General features: G+C 52.8%; 18 protein-coding genes and 1 pseudogene. 11 read left to right on the top strand and 8 right to left on the bottom strand.

Annotation, left to right across the window (positions count from 1 at the left end; all coding sequences use genetic code 11):
- Position 1: 1 nt before the first annotated feature.
- Positions 2 to 952 carry a xanthine dehydrogenase family protein subunit M gene (locus M2418_RS22475; protein ID WP_259149225.1) on the bottom strand — a complete coding sequence of 317 codons (951 nt, stop codon included), beginning with the start codon at positions 950 to 952 and terminating at the stop codon, positions 2 to 4.
- The gene (gene paoA / locus M2418_RS22470) at positions 949 to 1,467 is read right to left on the bottom strand and encodes an aldehyde dehydrogenase iron-sulfur subunit PaoA (RefSeq protein WP_259149223.1); all 519 of its coding nucleotides are present in this window, start codon (positions 1,465 to 1,467) and stop codon (positions 949 to 951) included. The genes M2418_RS22475 and paoA overlap by 4 nt, the downstream gene beginning before the upstream one ends.
- A 269-nt stretch (positions 1,468 to 1,736) precedes the next feature.
- Between paoA and M2418_RS22465 the strand changes: the two genes are divergently transcribed.
- From M2418_RS22465 to M2418_RS22455, 3 genes are all read left to right on the top strand, one after another.
- A complete protein-coding gene (locus tag M2418_RS22465) occupies positions 1,737 to 1,919 on the top strand; it encodes a hypothetical protein (RefSeq protein WP_192490222.1) in 183 nt (60 codons plus the stop codon).
- Between the two features lie 140 nt (positions 1,920 to 2,059).
- Positions 2,060 to 3,133, top strand: a complete 1,074-nt coding sequence (locus M2418_RS22460) for a catalase family protein (protein ID WP_259149220.1) — start codon at positions 2,060 to 2,062, stop codon at positions 3,131 to 3,133.
- Positions 3,134 to 3,213: 80 nt separating this feature from the next.
- Positions 3,214 to 3,915 carry a glutathione S-transferase gene (locus tag M2418_RS22455; protein ID WP_259149219.1) on the top strand — a complete coding sequence of 234 codons (702 nt, stop codon included), beginning with the start codon at positions 3,214 to 3,216 and terminating at the stop codon, positions 3,913 to 3,915.
- A gap of 142 nt (positions 3,916 to 4,057) precedes the next feature.
- Here M2418_RS22455 and M2418_RS22450 read toward each other — a convergent pair whose 3' ends face one another.
- From M2418_RS22450 to M2418_RS22440, 3 genes are all read right to left on the bottom strand, one after another.
- Positions 4,058 to 7,201 carry a PAS domain-containing protein gene (locus M2418_RS22450; protein WP_259149218.1) on the bottom strand — a complete coding sequence of 1,048 codons (3,144 nt, stop codon included), beginning with the start codon at positions 7,199 to 7,201 and terminating at the stop codon, positions 4,058 to 4,060.
- A gap of 67 nt (positions 7,202 to 7,268) precedes the next feature.
- Positions 7,269 to 7,652 carry a response regulator gene (locus M2418_RS22445; protein ID WP_259149217.1) on the bottom strand — a complete coding sequence of 128 codons (384 nt, stop codon included), beginning with the start codon at positions 7,650 to 7,652 and terminating at the stop codon, positions 7,269 to 7,271.
- A gap of 544 nt (positions 7,653 to 8,196) precedes the next feature.
- Complete coding sequence (locus M2418_RS22440; RefSeq protein WP_259149215.1) at positions 8,197 to 9,432, bottom strand: benzoate/H(+) symporter BenE family transporter; 1,236 nt, start codon at positions 9,430 to 9,432, stop codon at positions 8,197 to 8,199.
- Between the two features lie 108 nt (positions 9,433 to 9,540).
- Here M2418_RS22440 and M2418_RS22435 point away from each other — a divergent pair, with 108 nt between their 5' ends.
- Positions 9,541 to 11,031: a PLP-dependent aminotransferase family protein gene (locus tag M2418_RS22435; protein WP_405049468.1), complete on the top strand. Its 1,491-nt coding sequence runs from the start codon at positions 9,541 to 9,543 to the stop codon at positions 11,029 to 11,031.
- A 420-nt stretch (positions 11,032 to 11,451) separates the two neighbouring features.
- Positions 11,452 to 12,585, top strand: coding sequence for a glucoamylase family protein (locus tag M2418_RS22430; RefSeq protein WP_259149325.1), 1,134 nt, complete (start codon positions 11,452 to 11,454; stop codon positions 12,583 to 12,585).
- A gap of 1,629 nt (positions 12,586 to 14,214) precedes the next feature.
- Here M2418_RS22430 and M2418_RS22425 read toward each other — a convergent pair.
- Both M2418_RS22425 and M2418_RS22415 read right to left on the bottom strand, forming a co-directional pair.
- Positions 14,215 to 14,484: a DUF1488 domain-containing protein gene (locus M2418_RS22425; protein WP_250985760.1), complete on the bottom strand. Its 270-nt coding sequence runs from the start codon at positions 14,482 to 14,484 to the stop codon at positions 14,215 to 14,217.
- A gap of 271 nt (positions 14,485 to 14,755) precedes the next feature.
- Positions 14,756 to 15,304: a hypothetical protein gene (locus M2418_RS22415; protein WP_259149207.1), complete on the bottom strand. Its 549-nt coding sequence runs from the start codon at positions 15,302 to 15,304 to the stop codon at positions 14,756 to 14,758.
- Between the two features lie 49 nt (positions 15,305 to 15,353).
- On the opposite strand from M2418_RS22415, the gene M2418_RS22410 reads away from it, so the two are divergent.
- The 6 genes and pseudogenes from M2418_RS22410 to M2418_RS22385 all read left to right on the top strand — a co-directional run bounded on the left by M2418_RS22410 (position 15,354) and on the right by M2418_RS22385 (position 21,065).
- On the top strand, positions 15,354 to 15,563 hold the full coding sequence (locus M2418_RS22410) for a cold-shock protein (protein WP_250985757.1): 210 nt from the start codon (positions 15,354 to 15,356) through the stop codon (positions 15,561 to 15,563).
- Between the two features lie 134 nt (positions 15,564 to 15,697).
- A complete protein-coding gene (locus tag M2418_RS22405; protein WP_192490323.1) occupies positions 15,698 to 15,922 on the top strand; it encodes a hypothetical protein in 225 nt (74 codons plus the stop codon).
- 174 nt (positions 15,923 to 16,096) lie between these two features.
- Positions 16,097 to 16,906 (top strand): annotated as a pseudogene (locus M2418_RS22400) (transglutaminase family protein).
- A 121-nt stretch (positions 16,907 to 17,027) separates the two neighbouring features.
- The gene (locus M2418_RS22395; protein WP_259149206.1) at positions 17,028 to 18,101 is read left to right on the top strand and encodes an AI-2E family transporter; all 1,074 of its coding nucleotides are present in this window, start codon (positions 17,028 to 17,030) and stop codon (positions 18,099 to 18,101) included.
- A 267-nt stretch (positions 18,102 to 18,368) separates the two neighbouring features.
- Complete coding sequence (locus M2418_RS22390) at positions 18,369 to 18,635, top strand: hypothetical protein (protein WP_192490211.1); 267 nt, start codon at positions 18,369 to 18,371, stop codon at positions 18,633 to 18,635.
- Between the two features lie 438 nt (positions 18,636 to 19,073).
- Entirely contained in the window at positions 19,074 to 21,065 is a 1,992-nt protein-coding gene (locus M2418_RS22385) for a BCCT family transporter (protein WP_259149204.1), read from the top strand.
- A gap of 151 nt (positions 21,066 to 21,216) precedes the next feature.
- On the opposite strand, the gene M2418_RS22380 is transcribed toward M2418_RS22385, so the two are convergent.
- Entirely contained in the window at positions 21,217 to 22,479 is a 1,263-nt protein-coding gene (locus M2418_RS22380; RefSeq protein WP_259149202.1) for a glycerate kinase, read from the bottom strand.
- Between the last annotated feature and the right edge of the window lie 3 nt (positions 22,480 to 22,482).

Below are 22,482 nucleotides of genomic sequence, written 5' to 3'. Positions count from 1 at the left end.
CTTATCCCCTTGCCTCAGCCAGAACGGCCGCAATTGTTCGTTGGACCAGCTCGATCTTGAATTGGTTCTGATCTGTGGGATGGGCACCCGCCATGAGTATGGCGTTCACGTCACGCGATCCCTTTGAAATCTCCTCGTCGGCGGCTTCGTCCCGCCATGGTTTGTGCGCTACGCCCCCAACGGCGATTGCACCTTTTCCATCGGGTTGGATAATCGCAGCGACCGAGACCAGGGCAAAGGCGTAAGAGGCGCGATCACGAACCTTGCGGTAAATCTGGCGACCACCGACTGGTGGCGGCAACACAACGCCGGTAATCAACTCATCTCTGGCCAGTGTGGTGTCGATGTGGGGTTTGTCTCCTGGCAGCCGATGGAAATCGGCTATTGGAATTGAGCGTTTCTGGCCATCAGGCTTCACGGTTTCAACCACGGCATCCAGAGCCCGCATGGCAACTGCCATGTCGCTTGGATGCGTCGCAATACAAGCCTCACTAACACCCACAACACCAAGCTGGCGACTAAAGCCGCCAATTGCCGAACAGCCACTTCCGGGACTACGTTTGTTGCAGGCTTGGGCAGGGTCGTAAAAATACGGGCAGCGTGTGCGCTGCATAAGATTGCCCGCGGTGGTGGCCTTGTTGCGCAACTGGCCAGAGGCACCGGACAAAAGGGCTCGAGACAACACGCCGTAGTCGCGCCGGACGGTGTCATCGGCAGCAAGATCCGTATTGCGCACGAGCGCCCCAATTCGAAGGCCACCGTCCGAGGTCTTTTCCACTTTGTCGAGACCGAGACCGTTTACATCAACGAGGTGGCTTGGGGTTTCGATTTCCAGCTTCATCAGATCCAAGAGATTGGTACCGCCGGCGATAAATTTTGCATCCGGATTATTTGACACCGCAGCCGCAGCAGCCTGCGCAGATGAAACTCGTTCATACGAAAACGCTCTCATGCTGGCACCTCTGCGACTTCGTTGATCGCGTCAAGAATGTTTGAGTAGGCTCCGCACCGACAGATATTGCCACTCATACGTTCCCGGATTTCCTCCGATCCTATAACGACCGGATCTGTCAGGCATTTGGTGACGTGGCTGGGTATATTTGACCTCATTTCTTCCAGCACCGCCACCGACGAACAGATTTGTCCGGGCGTACAGTAACCACACTGGAAACCGTCATGCTTGATGAATGCCGCCTGCATCGGATGAAGGTTGCCAAGGGCTCCCAATCCTTCGATCGTGGTGATTTTATCATCCTCATGCATCACCGCCAGCGTCAGGCAGGCGTTGATGCGACGCCCTCCTACGATCACTGTACAAGCGCCGCATTGGCCATGATCACAGCCTTTTTTTGTCCCAGTCAGGTGTAAATGTTCGCGCAATGCGTCGAGCAGTGTCGTTCGATTATCCAATGTGAGATGAACGACGTTTTCGTTGACCTGGAAAGAAACTTCGGTTTTCGTTTGCAATATTACCACTCCCTAAACGGGCGCGCCAAAGAAGTGCCGCTGGCGCTGAGTTTCATGACCCTGGACAAAAGCAGTTGCGGTCCCGAAAGTTCCATGAAGCGCAGGCTGCGCTTAAGACATTTCAATGGCTAAGAAGCACCTCTTCGGCCGAGAGCGGCTGAAAGCTAAGGTCCATCACGCTTGGCGATGGAACAATCCAATACGCAAAACAATTTAGCCCCGAAGATCAGTCTCAAAACTGACTGAAGTGTTTTGGAGGAAACATCATTATGATCTTTAACCAGCCCACATCCCCTGACGAACAAGATACTGGCACATTCCCCGACGGTCTGATCCGCTTCGACAAGCAGCAAATTGTACCAAGCAATCAGTTCAAGCGTCGCGAAACGGCACATGAGCGTGACTATGGAGAGCGTCGCACTGTCAACAGATCAGCGATCGGGTTGGTGTGACCGGTATCTCTCACAAGAGCAGACTGCAGCATTCCCTCATAAGACAATATCTTGAATGCTGCGCAACCTAGTGCCGAACAAAGCGGTCAATCCGGAGTTCGGGATCGGATACCAATATTCTTAGTTGAGGGTTGATCCAAATGACACTTTCTCCACCTGTGCCCTTTTCTCCAGAACTCGAAACCTTCAGAGCAAATGAAACGGAAACAATCGACGGTCTGAAAGATGCTTTTGACGCGATAATGGATAAGACAGCAAACGACTATGGTCATGCTGTCCGGTCTGTTCACGCAAAATCTCACGGCATTCTCAGCGCGAAGATGACTGTTCACTCGGATTTGAGCAATGAGTTGGCGCAAGGTCTGTTTTCCCAACCTGGCACCTACGGCGTCCATATGCGGCTTTCTACGAACGCCGGCGACATCCTCCCCGACACCATTGCTTTACCGCGGGGGTTGGCGATGAAGGTTGTGGGCGTGCGTGGCAAGCGCCTGCCTGACGCAGATGGTACAAGCCAAGACTTCGTGATGGTCAACGGCCCGGTCTTTCAAGCGGTAAATGCAGAGAAGTTTCTCGGTAATCTCAAACTGCTCGTGAAGACGACCGACAGGCTGGAAGGGACAAAGGAGGTCCTTTCCAGCGTCTTGCAAACAGTCAATAAAGGTATGGAAGCCATAGGTATTTCCAGCCCCGCGATCCAGTCACTAGGAGGCGCGCCCAACGTTGATCCACTTGGCGAAACTTACTTCAGTGTCACGCCATTCCGATATGGTGATTTTGTCGCGAAGTTCCGATTGAAGCCTATCTCAGCTGGTCTCGTTGAACTTTCCGGCCGGGAAGTCGACACGAGTACCGGTGACGATGCAATCCGGAACACTGTTCAGGCCGAGATGCTCAGCATTCGGGCCGAATGGGAGTTCCAGGTGCAGCTCTGTCGCGACGTGAGTAAACAACCCATAGAAGATCCAACAGTGGAATGGAGCGAAAGTGACACACCTTTCGTCACTGTCGCGACGGTCGCGGCCGACCCTCAAGACACGTGGCGTGCAGAAAGCGTCCAGGAAGTCGACGAAATGATGCGCTTCAGCGTATGGACAGGGCTTGCCGCTCACCAACCGCTGGGTAACATCAACCGGGCCCGAAAAGCCACGTACCAACGTTCCGCAGAGTTTCGCCAGTCATTTAATCGCTGTCCGATCCGTGAACCCAACTAGATACAGCGAGTGGCTTCTTGAATGACAAGTGCTCATTCGGTTTTCAGATAATCGCACGGCGCGCCAATTGGAAGTAAAGCATGGCAAATTTTGATCTTTACTACTGGCCGGTTCCTTTCCGAGGACAATTCGTCAGAGGCATTCTGGCCCATGGAGAATGCTCCTGGGATGAACATGATGCCAACACCATTGAAGAAATCATGGGCCGTGACGTCGACAAGCAGCCGATTGGGTTTATGGGACCGCCAGTTCTCATTGACCGAGATAGTGGCTTTGCAATTTCTCAGATGCCGGCCACAGCGATGTATCTTGGAGAGCGCCTTGATCTCCTCCCCACCACCCCAGAAGGTCGAGCCCTGACTGCGAAAATCGTAAACGATGCCAATGACGTCCTTGATGAGCTCACCCTCGACGGCGGGCGAGAAATGTGGACGATCGAAAAATGGACTAATTTTGTCCCCCGTTTACAGAGGTGGATCACTATTTTCGAGGATAGTGGAACCCGAAATGGTCTTTCGGCAGGATCAGGGTTTATGCTTGGCACTGAAAATCCCGGTGTTGCTGATATCGTTACCTCCATCCTATGGATAACTGTCGCTGACCGATTTTCTGTCATCAGGCGTATAATCGAAGACACCTCGCCGACGATATGGTCACTTTCCAAACGAGTTGGAGATACCGCACGCTTGGCCGCGTTAAATCAAAAAAGTTTCCAAGATTATGGAAATGCTTATTGCGGCGGGGAGATCGAAAAATCTCTCCGCCATGTATTGGCTAGTTAGCCACATGTATTGGCCTAGTTAGCAAATAGAAAAGTCAGCGCCACAGGCCGTTGAGTGAGGGGATCACCCACGTCCTGAGAAGCATCGCCCCTAACAGACAATAGATCGTCGGCATATACAGGAGAAAAACTCACGTCTTTCGTTAACGATCAGACTCTTCCTCTTCTTTCAGGGGCACAGGGTTGGCCACGTATAATGCGCTCGCCTTCGACAAAGTAACCGTTAAATCTGCGTGATCGTAAGGTTTTGCGAGAATGAGCGCGTCATGCTGCCCCTTCACCGCCGTCGGATCGCCAGTCGCAAATACAATTGTTATTGATGGTCGTAGTTTCCTCGCCTCGCTTGCTAGCTCAACGCCTGACGCGCCCGGCAGATTGAGATCAGTGACCAGAATATCGACCGGCAACGTCTGCAGTGCCGTGAGGGCATCTTCAGCGCTTGCGGCATCGACGACTATATAGCCTGCATCCTGCAACATTTCAGCTGTCGTCAGTCGGATCAGTCCATCGTCCTCGACCAGCAGCACCGTCTTTGCGTCAGCTGTAAGCCGAGCCGATGTGATTGGCGTGGCAATCTGCTCCACGGTATCTGAAACCGGTGTCGCCGTATTCTCTACGGCCCGCTGTTTCTGGTTTGCCAATACATGGCGGAACTTCCGAGCGAGCGCCTCACGGGTATAAGGCTTGGACAGCAACTCGACCCCCGCATCAAGCTTGCCCCCATGCACGATCGAATTTTCCGTATAGCCTGATGTGAACAGCACTGCGATATGAGGCAGGCGTTCTTTGGCCTTGCGTGCCAGTTCCGGGCTTTTCAAGGTCCCGGGCATGACGACATCGGTGAACAGAAGGTCAATCGGTATTCCGCTGTCGATTACTGTCAAAGCACTCGCCGCGTCCACTGCTTTCAACGTGCGATATCCGAGGTCAGCCAACAGCGCTACCACAGTTTCCCGGACTTCCTCGTCATCCTCAACGACAAGAACGGTCTCCGTTCCACCGGTGATCGGACCATTGTCGACGACAACCTCGACATCCTCGGATTCCAGTGCGCGAGGCAGGTAAAGTTTGATCGTCGTGCCGTGACCTACTTCGGAATAGATTTTGACATGGCCGCCTGACTGTTTGACGAAGCCATAGACCATTGAGAGGCCAAGCCCCGACCCCTTTCCCTCTCCTTTGGTGGAGAAAAACGGCTCAAAAACCTTGTCAATGATGTCTGGCGCCATCCCGCTGCCGGTGTCTGTCACAGCCATCATAACATACTGGCCGGGTGAAACTTCGTCGTGACTGCGTGCATAGGCATCATCTAGATGTGCATTGCACAGCTCGATCGTCAGTTTACCTGTTCCCTGCATCGCATCGCGGGCGTTGATCGCCAGATTGAGAAGGGCATTCTCGATCTGGTTGGGGTCGATAAAGGTATTCCACAAACCGCCTGCGACAACGGTTTCAACCTCGATAGCCTCCCCGATCGCCCGGCGGATCATGTCATCCATATCACGCACAAAACGACTGACGTTCACAACCTTGGGCTCAAGTGCCTGTCGTCGACCAAAAGCAAGAAGTTGGCTGGCAAGCTTTGATCCGCGACTAACACCCGCCAATGCATTCGAGATCCGCATTTCGGCACGTTCGTTGCCGACAACTTCTTTCGACAAGAGCTGGAGATTGCCAGATACGACCTGAAGAAGGTTATTGAAATCATGCGCAACTCCACCGGTCAGCTTGCCCACGGTCTCCATCTTCTGCGACTGGGCGAGTTTGGTTTCCGCTTGCCGCCTTTCGGAAATCTCTGCGATCACCCTTGTTTCAAGAGTATCGTTCAGTTGTCGAAGCTGCTCTTCCGCTCGCTCCCGATGTCGAATCTGACGCGACAGGTTTTCTGCCTGTTCACGGAGTGCTCTTTCGGCAGCTCTTTGATGAGTGATGTCCGTATGGACGCCGACCCATTCGACAATTCTGCCAGACGAGCCTAACAAAGGCAGTCCTCTTATTGCGAATTGCCGCCATTCGCCGTCATGCCGACGCACGCGATGCTCATGCACGTACATGGATTTGGTGGCGACCGCATCATTCCATGACACCGTTGACGCTTCTCGATCGTCTGGATGAACCGCATTTACCCAGCCAAACCCTTGGTATTCATCAAAGCTCTGACCTGTGAGTGCCGCCCAACCCGGTTGTTCGCCGACCATTTGTCCATCCGCGGAATTGGTCCACAGCACTCCATGAACCGCATCCATCGCAGTTCGGAAACGGCTATTGCTGATTTCGAGTTCGGCCTCGCGTACCGCACGTTCCTCGATATCAATGCCAAGGATATGCACGCCTGGTATCGAACCGTCAGGCTCGACATGAGGAACATACCGGATTTCCAGCCGTCGGGGCGCACCTCCCCCATATGGCATATCTGCCTCTGCAATACATGCCTCTCCGGCGAGAGCACGATCAAGGTCCGGACGGCGATTGGAATAGGCCTCATCACCAACAACTTCCGACACATGTCGCCCCACCATATCGGCAGGTTTGGACCCGAACCAACTGTCGTAAGCCGCGTTTGCAAAACGATAGACATGGTCCCGGTCCACATAGGCAATCAGCATGGGAATAGCGTCAGTCACGCGACGAAGTTCTGCTTCATTTGCCGCAATCTTGGCTTTCATCGCAGAGCGATCGCTGTTGTCAACCACGGTACACAGCACGCCACCAACCGTCCCATCCGCTTCGTAAACTGGCGTGTAAAAGAGGTCGAAAATAAATGTTTTCGGAATGCCTTCTCGGACAAGTTCCATGGGCTGGTCGCGGTAGGAACGGAGTTCCCCGCGAAAGCCAGCTTCAAGCATTTCCCTGTTCCAGTCCCATATCTCAGGCCATATGCCCGGGACGGTACCACCCAGAGCATGTGGATGGTTGGCACCGGCTATCTCCGCGTAACGATCATTGTAGATCATCACGTGGCTCTCACCCCACATTAAAACTTTTGCCACAGGTGAATTCACGACATTTGCAACGGTGGTCCGCAGTTCAACAGACCATGTCTGAACAGCTCCAAGCGCCGTTGATGCCCAATCAAACCCGCGGATCAGCTGGCCACACTCCCCGCCGCCGATTGGCCACTCTATTGTGCTAACCGGCTTTGCTTGAACTGGTGCAGCACGCAGGGTTTGAAGAGCCGCGCAAACCACTTCGCTTGCGTTGGCATACTCCCCCTTTTGAAGGCATTCATCAATGAACGCCTCGAACTCGGAGGTCAGCAAAATGTCGTATGAGAATTTATTGGCCATGAGCTTTCGTCGCAGTTGGATGGTGGTGTGTCAATAACCACCGGACACGAGAAAATGCCAGCCAGATTTATTCCACACCTTGTCTGGCGTTGCGCATCCAAACACTCAGTTCGGAAAGGTCGTAGGGCTTTTCAAAAAACTTGACGCTACCTGGCAGAGCAGACTGTGATGGCCGAACCATGCCAGAAGTCATAACCACGCTCATCGAGGGCCATCGCTGCCGGATGAGCCCTGCCAGTTCCATTCCGTCGATTGAACCAGGCATGTTCACATCGGTAAACACGACCTCAATATCTTCGCGATGCTCGAGTATTGAAATTGCTTCGTCAGCATTCGCAGCTTCAATGGTCACAAACTGATCGTCAGACAGATAATCTGCGACATCCATGCGTATAAATGCCTCGTCCTCGACGATGAGGACCGTAATGGGGGGAGAGATCGCTTCTTTCAAATCTTGCATCCGTACCAGTTCTTTTCTCGAAAATCGCGATTCCAAGACATGACTGCGATTTGATCGCTTGCCACAACGTGGAAGCACACGAATGGTTCCAGCCCTTTTTTGATTAAGCAATCAATATTCAAAAACCGTTGATGTTGCCAACCAGGCTCTTCAATGTTTGCAGAACGAAAGCGCGATGTCATTGCAGGTGAGCCACTGAGCCACTTCGAGTTTTCAATAGGTGATAATGGTATCACCATTAAACAGTGTTGCTGCGCACCGTGTCACGACAACTCCAGTGAACAATACTTGCAACGATCGGGACTGGCGCAAACATCTGCCCGCGTCGATAACTGCGATCTCGACACCATTTGCGATTATTCATATGCCCCCTTGTAGAGACGGATATGCAGGCGACTACCAGAAGCCAAGAGAAATGGCCATGTCGGCACACAAGCCGCCTATCTTCGTCAAGCAAATGGCTTACGGTGCCCAATTGTCTTCGCGCACCGTGTTCACGCAGTTGCTATCGATGTTTATATTCATGACAGGTCCGTCATTTGGCAGTCTCTTGCTTCATCTTGGCTATGCTTCGGTCTCGGGTCAGCAAGCGGCCGTTCAAGCCGACATAGGCGACGAGGCCGATAACCAGTCCCCAGAATGCGCCACCAATCCCAAGCAGATTGATGTTCGCCGCCGACGCGAGGAAGGTTATGAGTGCTGCCTCACGGGTGACGGGGTTTGCCAGGGCGGCAGCAAGGCTGTTACCAATGGTACCTAGCAAGGCAAGCCCTGCCAGCGCGGTAATGAAGGTCGAGGGAAACGCCATGAAAACGGCCGCCAACGTCACACCAAATACGCCGACCAGCACGTAGAAGAAGCCCGCCGCAATACCGGCGATCCAGCGCCTTGAAGGGTCTTCATGGGCCTCCCGTCCTGTGGCGATGGCGGCGGTGATCGCGGCAATGTTGAACGCATGCGATCCGAACGGCGCCATAATGAGCGAGCCAAGGCCGGTCACCGCGAGTATGGGATTGGCACTCGTCCTGAAACCATCACTCCTTAAAACAAGCATTCCCGGCATGTATTGACCTGTCAGAGTAATGAGAAACAGTGGCAGCGCAACGCTTAACAATGAATTCAGAGAAAAGACCGGCATGGTCAAGACAGGTGCAGCGAACTGAAGCTGCAGCCCGGCCAGATCAACTCGCCCCTGCATGACCAGCAACCCAAGCCCCAGACCGAGAATACCGACAACTGCATATCGAGCAGAAAACCTCTTCAGCAGGACGTAGGCGACAATAAGAAGACCAACGAGTAGGGGATCGACTGTTACACCGGCGAAGGCACCAATGCCGAATTGAAGAAGGATGCCGGCGAGCAGGCCCGATGCGATACCAGGCGGGATCAGGCGGACGATTCTCTCAAAGCCGCCCGAAAGCCCCAGCAGGACAAACGCAGCCGCCGATGCGATATAGGCGCCGACCGCTTCGGCATAAGGGGTTGTACCGAGTGCTGTCACAAGGAACGCCGCAGCCGGCGTCGACCATGCGGTGATGATGGGCTCACGGTAGCGCCAACTGAGGATCACCCCCGTCACACCAACGCCGATCGAAACCGACCAGACCCAGGATGCGGTGAGGTCGGGTGTGAGACCCGCGACGCGCGCGGCTTGAAATACCAGAATGAAAGTCCCTCCGTAATTAACGATGACGGAGATCAGTCCCGCAACGATCGGGTGCACGAGATCGAATATGTATGTGAGATATGGTGATTTCAGACGAGTGGACATGGATTTTCGATGTTCCTTCAATCGCGGCATTTGCAATTCTTCTGCTTGACTTCTAGGCGGAAAATGGACGGATATTCCCATCCATTTTTCGAGAGAGATGCAGACCAATTGTTCAGGCATTCACAACTGGAAACCGTACAGGCTTGGCTTGCTCATCCCGGCCATGAAGCGATGCCTATTCATGCCAGGATACAACGGGCAATCCGCCAAATGATCATTGACGGGGCACTTCGCGCCGGCAAACCACTGCCCGCATCGCGGTCGCTCGCACGATCACTTGGTGTTTCAAGAGATACTATCGAATCGGCCTATGCCCAGCTTCATGCAGAAGGTTTTATCGAACGGCGTGTGGGCAGCGGCAGCTTCGTCTCGGCGATGACTGAGTTTGCACAGCAGCACCGGCTCAAGCAGCGTGGCACTTTATCGCGCAATCAGGCCCCTGACCTGAGCAAGCGTGGAGCGGCCATGTCGCACGGCGGTGGCGTGCGAGAGATTCTGGCGCCTCGCCCTTTTGCGCACGGTGTTCCAGAAACACGCAATTTTCCGCTGCAGCTTTGGGAACGACTGGAGCGGCAGGTGCTGAAAGAGCATGGCACCAGTGCACTTCTTCACGGCGACCCGCAGGGAACGGAACCCTTGCGACGCGCTATCGCCGATTATGTAAATCTCGAACGAGGTGCTAGCGCGACAGCCGACCGAGTACTGGTACTGACCAGTTCGCAACAAGCGATGACGCTCTGCGCAAACATGCTGTTTGATTATGGCGACCGAATATTCATTGAAGATCCGGCCTATTATGGCGCCCGAAAGGCGTTTGACGCCGCGGGTCTTGAATGTATTCCGGTCAGCGTTGATCATAACGGGATCGTTGTCGACCAGATCAAGGCTGAGCCACGCAAGGTCAAAGCGGTATTCCTGACCCCCTCTCATCAGTTCCCGACCGGTGCCACGCTTTCCCTGGACCGTCGCCTGGCCTTGATCGACTGGGCGGCCCGGCAACGGGCATGGATCATCGAAGATGATTACGACAGCGAGTTTCACTATGCTGGGAAGCCAACCGCGTGTGTGCAGGGTTTGGATCCTCATGACCGGACAATCTATATCGGCACCTTCACAAAGGCGCTCTTTCCGGGATTGCGCATTGGTTACGCTATCCTTCCATCGCAACTCGTCAAGCCGATGACTGTAGGACGCACCCTGCTGGACGGTCATACCGCTTCCATAGCGCAACTGACGCTAGCCCGTTTCATGGAAGGTGGACATTTTGGCTCGTACGTACGTGTCATGCGCAGCATGTATGCGCAGCGGCTGGACGTCGCTTCGCAACTGGTTCGCAAACATCTTTCGGATTTTGTTGAACCGGCACCACCCGCCGGTGGCTTGCAAATGCCTTGTCGTCTCATCGGCGACATTTCAGAGCAGGCTGCCGTCAACGCCGCCCGGCGCTCGGGAGTGGAACTTCTGGGTCTGTCTGCGCTTTATGCCACCGGAGACGCCAAGCCCGGGTTACTGATGGGCTTTGCCGCCTATACACCGCATGAAATTGAAATTGCCGTCAGAAAGCTGTCTATTGCATTCAGATCGCTCAGCCTTTCATAGCCGGGCTTTCGCCAAACTGGTGGTGCCCCTCGTCTTGGAAACTGGCACATTGTGGGCGACTGGGGGCAAAGAGTTGGATGGTAAATGACGCCTGCGCTGTTTTGTCTGGAAAAGTGCGGAGAATTTCGCCTGCTGCCCATCAGAAACCATTCTGGAATCTGTGGTATCTAAGAAAAGTTCATAATCAGCATTTTGGCATTTGAAAGCGTAACGGCATGGATTCTGACATTTTCGACCACACGAAATCAATACCCTGCACAATCGATGACCGCACATTTGTCACTTTTGAATCCACCCAGACCCGTTGAGCCCTCCCACGTCACGCGCGCTTTGCCGGAGGAGATCCAAGCGCTGCAGCGGAACACGTTCGAGTATTTCTGGTTGGAAAGTCACCCCAGTACGGGTTTTCCGCGTGATCGGCTGCGATCGGATGGAAAGCCCATCCACGAGATCGCCTCTATCAGCGGGATCGGTTTTGCATTTATTGCAATCGTTGTTGGCGCGTATCGATCCTGGATCACTGCTGCCGATGCCTTGGAGCGGACAAACCAGATCTTGTCATCCCTTGGGAAGGTAAAGCGTTACCATGGCGCCTTTCCTCACTTCGTGAATGCCGAGACATGCGAGTTGATACCATTTGCGAAATTTGATGACGGTGGCGATCTCGTTGAAACCGCCTTCCTTATGCAAGGTCTTATCTGCTCACGTGAATTTTTTTCAGGATCGACGCCCGCTGAACGCAAACTACAGACCGCAGTTGACGAGTTGGTGCAGGCTGTGGAGTGGGACTGGTACACAAAGGGAGAATCCGGGCCTTTATGGTGGCACTGGAGCCCTCGCCACGCCTGGGCTCGTAATCTGCCTATACAGGGCTGGAATGAGGCTCTGAGCTGTTACGTCCTTGCTGCCGGTTCCTGGAAATATGGGATTGATCCCGCCTGCTATCATTCAGGGTGGGCACGAGATGGAGCAATATTAAATGGCAACGAATACCTGGGCGTTCGCCTACCGCTTGGCGACCCGTTTGGCGGGCCGCTTTTCTTATCCCAGTATTCATTTTGCGCCTTAGATCCAAGGGGTCTGGGAGACGGCTATTGCAGTGATTACTGGATGCAAATCCATGCACATGCCAAAATCAACTATCTGCATTGTCGATCTCGATACAAAGATGCCGACGGATGGGGATTGTCTGCCTGCGACGGCCCAAGAGGTTACTTGGTCAATTCGCCTATCAATGACAGCGGGGTAATTGCTCCGACAGCCGCCCTCTCCAGCATTCCGTTTTTGCCAACGGAAGCAATCGAGGCCGCACATCAATTTCTGCATTGGAGAGGCGGACGCCTTGAAGGCCGCTTTGGCCTCATGGACTCTTTCAAGCCGTCTACGGGATGGGTGTCCAAAACTCATCTCGCAATTAATCAAGGCCCAATTGTCGCGATGATAGAAAACTATCGCAGCGGCTTGCTTTGGGACTTGTTTATGGGCGCGCCGGAAACGAAATCTGGTTTGAAACGGCTTGGATTTAGCAGCCATGGACAACAGCTCATGACTTGATCATGCGGAGCGATGTTTGCTGCAACTGACGCTCTGTTATCGTTGCGCAGTACTGACCCTGTCGATATCTGACGCAGGTGCCCGAGAGCACGTGCCCGCCCGAACCGCGACACGATTATGCTGCTGTGAAAGAGCAGATTATTCACCGATTTCTTCTTGAGATGACACCATTCGATCATCCGGTCGATGAGATGCAGCACAGATATCACCGCCTGGTAGCCTCAACGCACCAGTATCTTGTTCCTCGGGCCGTGATCAACCGCGCTTTTCCTTTGCTACTACGTGTGACCATAGCGACCTTCGCGCAAAACACTTGTCAGCGGAAAGATGGACTCGGGAAGAACACCACCATGCGACCGAACGCGGTGCCCTGCACGTTTATTTGCAGCTGAGGAACGATATGTTTGCAATGGCGTTTGCTAGTGCCGCATCACGTGGCAAGGAGTACGTCTTATGACTGACACTCGCAAACCTGATCAAAAGACCGATCAGAAATCGGACCAACGCTCCCAGACTGCTAATCCGTCAAAAAAAGACCACAACCAAAAATCGGGTGGATCAAAGTCTGATGAACAAAAGCGTGGCCCTGACGAACGGTAGGCCCCGGTGTTGGCTGGGTACAACCCCAGCCGGAATGGTTTTCATACTGATGTTGGTAGATCACCAGTCACCGAGGTAAAACGAAGTTTGCCAATCCGATGATAGGGAAACGGGATAACATGCGCTATTATCCCTAGACGTTTTTGTTCACTGCTCGCTCGTTTTTGAGCATCTCGTTTGTTCCGATAACCAAACATCAGTGTTTCGAAGCCATCAACGACTTCAACCATCCAGGCATCGTGAGATCTATAGAGAACCACGCTGGAATTCACACGTATACGCGTTACCATTTGTCCGTCCTTTTGTGAGAAAAGGCGAGACAATGCTCCCGCAGTCGGCAACGTCCTGATGAATTTGCTGTCGATTGCCAGAGTATACACATTCTCAGTCACATAACCAATCCGATGGCTCTTACAACAAATCACTAATCCTGAGGTGCCGTCGTTATTTTTGCAGTACCAATAGAAACCAGTGGAGGACCTCGATGCGCGCTTATATAATTGGCAGTATAGTCATCTGGTGCGGGGTGTTTCTGGCTTGGTATTGCTTGACAGTCTTTACATACCGGGACAGCCCCCAGGACGCAGCTTCCCCTGCAGCAAACGTTGCAATCCTGTCCGCCTCACAGTGCCGTGTTGCAGTTGAGACGCTTTTTTCGATGACCGACAAACTGTTGCAAGCCGGCGGCCCGGAAGTCCCCACGGAGTTACGTCGAAACATCGAATCTTGCATTTCGTCGGATTCTGTCACCCGCGACAAAATCACAGCATCACAACTCATCCGACTTTTTCCGTGAGATATACGGCACACGGTCAAAGCTGCGGCTTCCCCTAAGTCATCACCGGATGAACTAAGGTAGAAAATGATTGAACCATATGCCCACCCGCGTCCACACGGTGTGCTGACACGACGTTTACATCATATGTGATGGTTTGATTGCTTGTATCTCGCCCAGACATTCACGAAGAGGACGCTTTCCGTTCCCATGGCCGAGGAAATGAGCGCCAAGAGAAGGTCAGCCAATCTAAGTTAAGCAAGATCGCTGATTGTCAGAACATTCAAATTGCGCCCGTATTTCGCATATACCTTCTTGGCCGCCTCATGGATGGGCTTGAGCATTGTGTCAAAACTCGAGAGATACTGGGCTTCCGACATTCGCGTTCTAGGCGTCGTGCCCTTGGCCAAGGCCTCGGCTTCAACAAAAAAACGAATTTCGAACATGCCATCATAGCCGAGAAACCGCACGGCGTTTCGCACGTCATCGAAGCTGCGCGCACGGTTGGGGAAAGCCAGTGTCATGATTGACACCTGCTGCGCTCTTGTCTGAGGGTAGCGTTGCGTCGATTGAGTGACAACATGCCGTCAGTCGCCTCAGATATGCTCAGGTCAATGAGCGTGCAGTCCCCTATTCGTACCGGCACTCCCGTGAACACATGGTAGATCGTCCATGAGCGATCTCTCTCGATCCTTCTGCCGTATTGGTTATCAGGTGTATCCGTGACGCAGGCCCCACCCTCGTTTTCCCAACGCTCTACGCTCAGTGCTTGACGTCTGTGTTTGCCGTTGGTCTTCATGGTTTTGGCCTTTCTTTAGCAGTTCGAACAAATTCGTCCGCGTAGAGCCAGTTTTCAGCATGAGCGCGCGCACTGGAGAAAGTCCAGCACAAGACGAGCCGATAAAAAAAGCAGATCGAAAGCGCGTGTAATTCATACAATGCGGCTGTAATGGAAATAAGTTCCGGCGAGATATCACAAGACACGCCGGTATGTTTTCCAATCATGCGCCCTGATTGCGCACAAAACAAGGCCGTATTGAAAGTATTTGGGACCAACCACTTGCGATCATTGGCCATTTCATCGGGAACAATCTCTTTCAGTTCAGCCCCCGTGCAGCAGAATGCTTCGGTAGCCACAGCGGCCTGGGGCGCAAAAGAGTTCTTCAACTCACTCACGCGGATCGCCACTTTTGCGCGAACAAAATAACGACCAAAAACTTTTGGTTGACAATCATTGCAAGACACTTTACGAAGTGTGATCGAGTTTGCTTGCTTAGCTTTGATTATCTCGCGATTGGCACCGCGGTCTGAACGAACCTCTCCTTTCAAAATCGTTATCATCATATACGGCACCGAGTGCTGTGTTTTCTTTATCGTTATGAAAGGGTTCATCATGAACACTGGCACAGTAAAGTGGTTCAATTCCACAAAAGGCTTTGGCTTCATACAGCCTGACAATGGGTCCGCAGATGCTTTTGTACACATCTCCGCCGTTGAGCGCGCTGGGATGCGCGACCTCGTCGAAGGCCAGAAGATCGGCTTTGATCTGGAGCGGGACAGCAAGTCCGGCAAAATGTCGGCCTGTAATCTTCAGTCAGCCTGAGGAGATCGTGCTTTCCCTTGACCACGGATGTGCTGGCACTTCTGAAAGCACGTCACTTTTTTTTATAAAAGGCCAGGCAAATCACCTAGCTTTTTAGCTCGGCCTCGTTGGCCAACTTTGCAACAGGAATTCAAATGACCGAAAAGTACAGCATTTCCCGACAGAAAGCGGAAATTGCTTTCAACGATATCCAAACGCCCTTCTTCGGGAAGGAAAAAGCGTTTGATGAGCTTGAGGCAATAACGCAGAACCGCGAAGCAAAGACTTTGCGGCTCAGGCAAGCACGCCTTGAAAAAGAGCATTCTGATCGTGTATCTGCAACATCCGCTCTCGTCGCGAAACGCAAACGCACAACTTAAATGTGACAAGGCTCGAACCGCCAAGAACGCATTCGATGTCCACAGCTTAATGCGCTCTCGACACTGAGCACGCCAAAGCCGCAAGGCGACACGGCGGTCGTCCCCCGATGGAACGTCCCTTACTTGAGTGCGTTGCAATTGAACGGCTTGATGCCTTTCACTAGGAACACCTCTATGAAAATACGTGCCGGCTTTAATATCGGTTATCAGTGCGAGCATGAGACGGCGATGCTGCTCGTCCTCAATATTCACCCCAGCCGGCGCGCCGACCTACTTACTGAACAAACGCTCACCTTTGATAGGCCGGTTGAGGCTTGGGGTTATCTCGACATATTCGGTAATGTCTGCAGTCGTATATCTGCTCCACCCGGCCTTACGACGATTTCTACCAAGTTCGATATATATGACAGTGGCCTGCCAGATCCGGTTCCTGAAAATGCCTTTCAGCACGACATAAAGGATCTACCTGATGATGTGCTGGTTTTCCTGCTAGGCAGCCGCTACTGTGACACCGACAGATTGGCAGACTTCGCCTGGGAGACATTTTCCGGTACCCCGCTCGGCTGGCAACGCGTGAAAGCAATTGTTGATTTTGTCCACGAGCACATAACCTTCGATTATGATAGAGCAGATCCACTCAGAACAGCTCACGGAGGGTTCACTGACCGAAAAGGTGTTTGCCGGGACTTTGCCCATCTGGCCATTACGCTATGACGTTGCATGAATATCCCTGCCCGTTACTGCACTGGATACCTTGGAGATATCGGCGTTCCCAAGAACCCGCACCCGATGGATTTCAGCGCATGGTTCGAGGTCTACCTGAGTGGACGGTGGTACACGGTCGATGCCCGCCACAACACACCACGCGTAGGACGAATACTGATGGCCATAGGGCGGGATGCGACCGACGTTGCGCTATCGACCGCTTTTGGCCCCGCGATTTTGACGAGCTTCGAGGTCTTTACAGACGAACTTCCATCATGACCGAAGCCATTTGAGACAGACCGAGCCGTGTTGCTCGGAAAATCACGGCACTGCTATAGTACTACCAAAATCTGTACTTGCTGAAGAGAAAGCTAGGTTCGGCTAGCCAACAAAGGCACACATGTCTATTCAACGAACAAGCTTCTACATCTTGCTGGCGGTAGTGACGATCGCGTTTTTCTGGCTTTTGTTGCCATATTACAGTGCCGTGCTATGGGCAGTTATTCTTGCCATCATATTCTTTCCGGTACACAGGCGGGTCGAGCATGCATTAAAAGGGAGGAGCGGGATAGCGTCGTTGCTAACCGTATTGTTGTGCATTTTTCTCGTCATCCTGCCGTCCATGATTATCTTGGGGTCGCTCATTCGTGAAGGCTCCAACCTTTATCAACGGATAAATAACAACGAGATTGATTTTAGCGCCTACTCCACGCGCATCGAGGAGGCTTTGCCCGCGTTTGCCAACGACTGGCTAAGATCAATTAGGCTGGATGGCTTCACAGATTTGCGGGAGAGTGTCTCTGCTGCCTTTATGCAAGCAGGACAGTCGATTGCCGGAACAGTTCTCAGCCTGGGCCAGAACACACTGCAGTTTTTTATTGGTTTCGGCATAATGCTCTATCTCATGTATTTTTTGTTCAGGGATGGTGCGGGACTTGCCAGAACAATCCAACAGGCAATTCCATTGAGCGATGACTACACGCGCCAATTCGTCGATAAATTCGCAGCAGTTGTGCGCGCTACCGTGAAGGGTAACATCATCATCGCGATCATTCAGGGAACGATTGGCGGTATTGCTTTCCTATCTCTTGGTATCGAAGCGCCTGCATTGTGGGGTGTGGTAATGACCTTTCTGTCAATGCTGCCGGCCGTTGGAGCAGCTCTTGTCTGGGGTCCAGCTGCTATCTGGCTTTTCCTCACCGGAGCATGGTTGAAGGGGCTCGCCATGGTACTCATCGGAGTGCTGGTCATAGGGCTGATCGATAACCTCTTGCGACCATTGCTGGTAGGTAAAAGCACCCGGTTACCAGACTACATTGTTCTGGTTTCCACTGTCGGCGGCATTTCACTTTTCGGAATTAACGGATTTGTCATCGGGCCGCTCATTGCCGCCCTGTTTATGTCGGCATGGTCGCTTTTTGGCCGACAACAGAACGCCAAAAAAAATGAAGCAGCCGACGAAGTGATCATGTAGGGCCGCAGACGACTGGCTCGCCTTTTTGCATCCCGGTTTTGCGATCTGAGTTTGACGACAGACGATTTAATTGTCCGGAGAAGACAATTTGGAACACAACAGCAAGAAACTATGTTGAACCGACGAATGGTGCGTAATGCACGCGCTTTGTACTTGAGGCCGATAGCCGCGGCAAACTACCCAAAAAAATATTAGCTTCACTGCCTATTTGTAGTGCTGCCGGGCGACCGAGAGTGAAAACCGTACTCACCGTCGAAGGGAACTATAATGACCGATAATAAAGAGTTTTCAATCAGCAGTAATGGTGATCGTTGGTCGATTGAGACAAATGACGGAGACATAGTTGTCCTGCACACAGCCAATAAGCCTTCCGGAGGTCAGCAGACCCGCAAGGCACTTTCTGATTTCCTTGAAGAGAGTGTTGGCAAACCTGAGCACACGGCGCTTCTTCAAATTTTGGGGCAATCCAAAAACGAGATCAACGACCAACTGGGGAATGAAGTCGTAGATCCGTCTGTTTTCGATAAAGGATGATCGGAAATGAATGAGGCCGTTAGCGAACTCAAGTGTCGTCACACTCTGACAACGCAAACGCAGACATCATAAACCTAACCGCCAGATAGGATCTCATAGGGCGAAGCTGCGTCTATGGCATGGTTGGTCATATGAACACCGTCTCCGACAATACTTCCCTATGATCTGCACAACCGCTTGGATATTTAGTCCGGCCGTATCATCGATAAGAACCTGGACACGTGCGCCTGTCGTCACAGCGTTCTCCCCTTCTTTTACGGGTCAGTAATTGGGTGGAACGCAGTCCTCTTCAAAGCCGTTCTATCCACCGATACTTCAAAGACTTTCAGGCATATTGATTACAGTTCGGGAATTCGTCGTGAGTAACATCCGCGCGTCAAAATACTTCGTAGTAGACATGATTTCCTGGAAAACCAGACGCTGGAAAGATCAAAACCTATGAAGCCTTTCGTCATAAACCCTCCAGTCTTTTATGGGTCACTCTTCATCATTGGTATCTTTCTCGCCATCGGTGTCTTTATGCCGGGAGAGGCCGGGTTGCTGTTCAGTGCGGTGCAAAAGTCAATTTTGAGCGCTTTTGGATGGTTTTACCTTCTTGCAGTTGCAATATTTCTGCTTTCTGTCCTGGTACTGGCATTCGGACGTTTCGGGCAGCTGAAACTCGGTCCTGACGATTCAGTTCCTGATTTTCGTTTCACGTCATGGGTGGCCATGCTGTTTGCAGCCGGGATGGGCATCGGCCTCATGTTCTATGCGGTAGGTGAACCCATGACGCATTACATGGCACCTCCCACAGCAGAACCACGTTCGATTGAAGCCATGCGGGAAGCGATGACAGTGACGTTCTTCCACTGGGGAATTCACGCCTGGGCAATCTACGCTGTCGTGGGTCTGTCTCTAGCTTATTTTGGCTACCGCTATAACTTGCCACTCACGATCCGTTCCGGCCTCTATCCCCTTCTCAAAAATCGGATAAATGGGCCAATCGGGCATGCTGTAGATATTTTTGCAATTGTGGGAACAATGTTTGGCATAGCAACCTCTCTTGGAGTAGGCGTTGCGCAAATCAATGCGGGGCTAAATCACCTGCTGGGCATCCCTATTGGCACAGAGATTCAGTTGCCTTTGATCGCCGCTGTGACCCTGGTTGCGACCTTGTCAGTGGTCTCTGGCCTCGACAAGGGTGTGCGGATCCTTTCCGAAACCAACCTGCTACTTGCAATACTGCTGATGATCTTCGTGCTGATCGTCGGACCAACTGGCCAGATTTTCAGGGACTTCGTGCAAAACCTCGGAATGTATCTGGACACGATCGTTTTGCGCAGCTTCAACATATATGCCTACAAACCCACTCCATGGATCGACATTTGGACATTGTTCTACTGGGCTTGGTGGATTTCGTGGTCGCCATTTGTTGGCATGTTCATCGCCCGCATATCGCGAGGTCGCACAGTGCGCGAATTCGTGATGGCGGTACTTTTCATACCGGCCGGCTTCACTTTTTTCTGGATGACGGTGTTCGGCAATACAGCTATGTTTATCGATACCGGTGTGGCATCTGGCGCCTTGGGCGATGCTGTGGCCAATGATATGTCGGTCGCGCTTTTCCGGTTTTTCGAATATCTCCCCCTTCCCGCCATCACCTCAACCTTGGCGGTGGTTCTGGTTTCGATCTTCTTTGTCACGTCCGCAGATTCTGGTGCACTTGTCGTCGACGCAATAGCAGCAGGCGGCGAAACCACCACAACCACTGGGCAACGCGTCTTCTGGTGTATGATGGAGGGATTGGTAGCGGGTTGCCTGCTTCTGGCCGGTGGCCTTGCGACTCTGCAGTCCGTTACAGTTGCGAGCGCGCTACCCTTTACAGTAGTGATGCTCGCTTTGGTATGGTCCCTGTTTAGGGGTATGAGGGAAGATCTCGCACAGCGGGAGGCTCATCAAGGCCAGAGTGTCCTTCCACCGGCGCAGCCTGCCAGCGGACAAACATGGCAACGTCGTCTTGGTCTAATGTTGACTGCAGCCACCGAACAAGACGTTCGCCGCTTCATGGAAAAGAATGTGCGGCCCGCCCTTGTGCAGATGGCGGAGGAACTCACGGCACAGGGCAGAATTTCAGAGATTTTGACAGAAGACGCCGATGCAATTGTCCTGCGATCACCAGCTGAAGGCGTGCGCGACTTCGTATATGGCGTGTCCCTGACGAGCCACCGTGTTGCAAGTTTCACAACAGTACGTGCAGGGCAACCGGAGCTCAGGTACGAGGCAAGGACTTATTTTTCGAGTGGTAACCGGGGGTACGACCTGATGGGAATGTCACGAGATCAAATTCTAGCCGATGTGCTTATCCAGTTTGAACGATACCTGCATCTGGTTAACTCTCCCGATATGCAGCTTGTCCACGGTGCCCCGGAACATCCCTCCGGAGTTTGATACAATCTCACCATGCAGGAACTCAACGGCAGGGCTTTGCAAAAACATCCAGTAGACCAACGGTCCCATATGCTGATCGAAACTGACATGCTGTTGTTGCAGCCGCAACTAGCCCAGCCGTACAAGTGACTTTAACCCCACAGGGCCCATATCAGGTGATCAGTATAGCGCGAAAATCGTTGACGTTAACACCGGTTGGCCCACAGACGAACAAATCCCCGGCGAGGGAGAAAGCCGAATAACTGTCGTTGGCGGCAAGCAGGGCCTGCCCATCAATGTGGTTCGCGCGAAAGCGCTCCACACTGGTTCCGTCGACAAATGCTCCAGCATTGTTTTGCGAACCATCGATGCCATCAGTATCGGCTGCCAGGGCGTGCACCTCTAAACCGTCGATGGAAAGCGCCAAAGAAAGTGCAAATTCGCCATTGCGCCCTCCCCTGCCACCTTCAGATTTTAATGTCACGGTAGTTTCTCCGCCTGAAAGCAGCAGGCAAGGTTTTGCAAATGGACTGTCACGTGTGGCAATTTCACGGGCTATGGCAGCGTGGACGCGCGCAACATCCCGCGCCTCGCCTTCCATGGCGTCGGACAATATCACCGCGTTGACACCATCATGCTGTGCAAATTCTGCGGCAGCATCGAGCGCCACACGCGCCGAAGACAAAACGTGCCATGTGTTGCCCTCAAAGGCAGCACTTTTCGGACATGGAGCATCTGCAGCGGGCGTGCTAAGAAAATCCAGCAGTTTGGACGGCAGCTCCATGCGGTAACGCGCAATTATGTCCAGTGCCTCCTGACGGGAACTGTCGTCGGGAATCGTTGGACCAGACGACACGAGAGCAGCAGTGTCCCCGGGAATATCCGAGACGACAAAAGTGACGACGCGTGCTTTCGTCGCCGCAGCAAGGCGCCCACCCTTGATGGTGGAGAAATGTTTTCGTACCACATTCATTGCTGAGATTGGTGCGCCTGACGCAAGAAGTACCTCGTTGAGACCTATCTCGTCGGCTAGAGTAAAGCCATCCGGTGGTGATGGCAGAAGAGCTGAACCTCCTCCGCACACCAGAGCAATTACGAGATCGCAAGCAGAAAGGCCTGACAGGATGGATTTCAGCCGCTTTGCAGCGGCAAGCCCGGATTCATCAGGCACCGGATGAGCCGCACCGACAACTTCGATATCACGCGTTTCGCACTCGTAGCCATAAGGCGTCACGACAAGTCCGCTGAGCGGACCGTCCCAGACATGTTCAAAGGAGCGTGCCATCTGGGCGGCTCCCTTCCCGACACCGATCACCACGACGCGACCATTGGCCGGTGGCACAGGCAGGAATTTCGTCATGCCATTTGCAGGATCTGCCGCTTGTACAGCCACATCATAAAGAGAAGTCAGAAAGCGGCGTGGATCTAAAATCACAGC

The organism is Rhizobium sp. BIGb0125 (assembly GCF_024810055.1).
Taxonomy (GTDB): Bacteria; Pseudomonadota; Alphaproteobacteria; order Rhizobiales; family Rhizobiaceae; genus Agrobacterium.
Note: the sequence above shows the minus strand (reverse complement) of the source record. Positions and strands in the feature narration are given on the sequence as shown.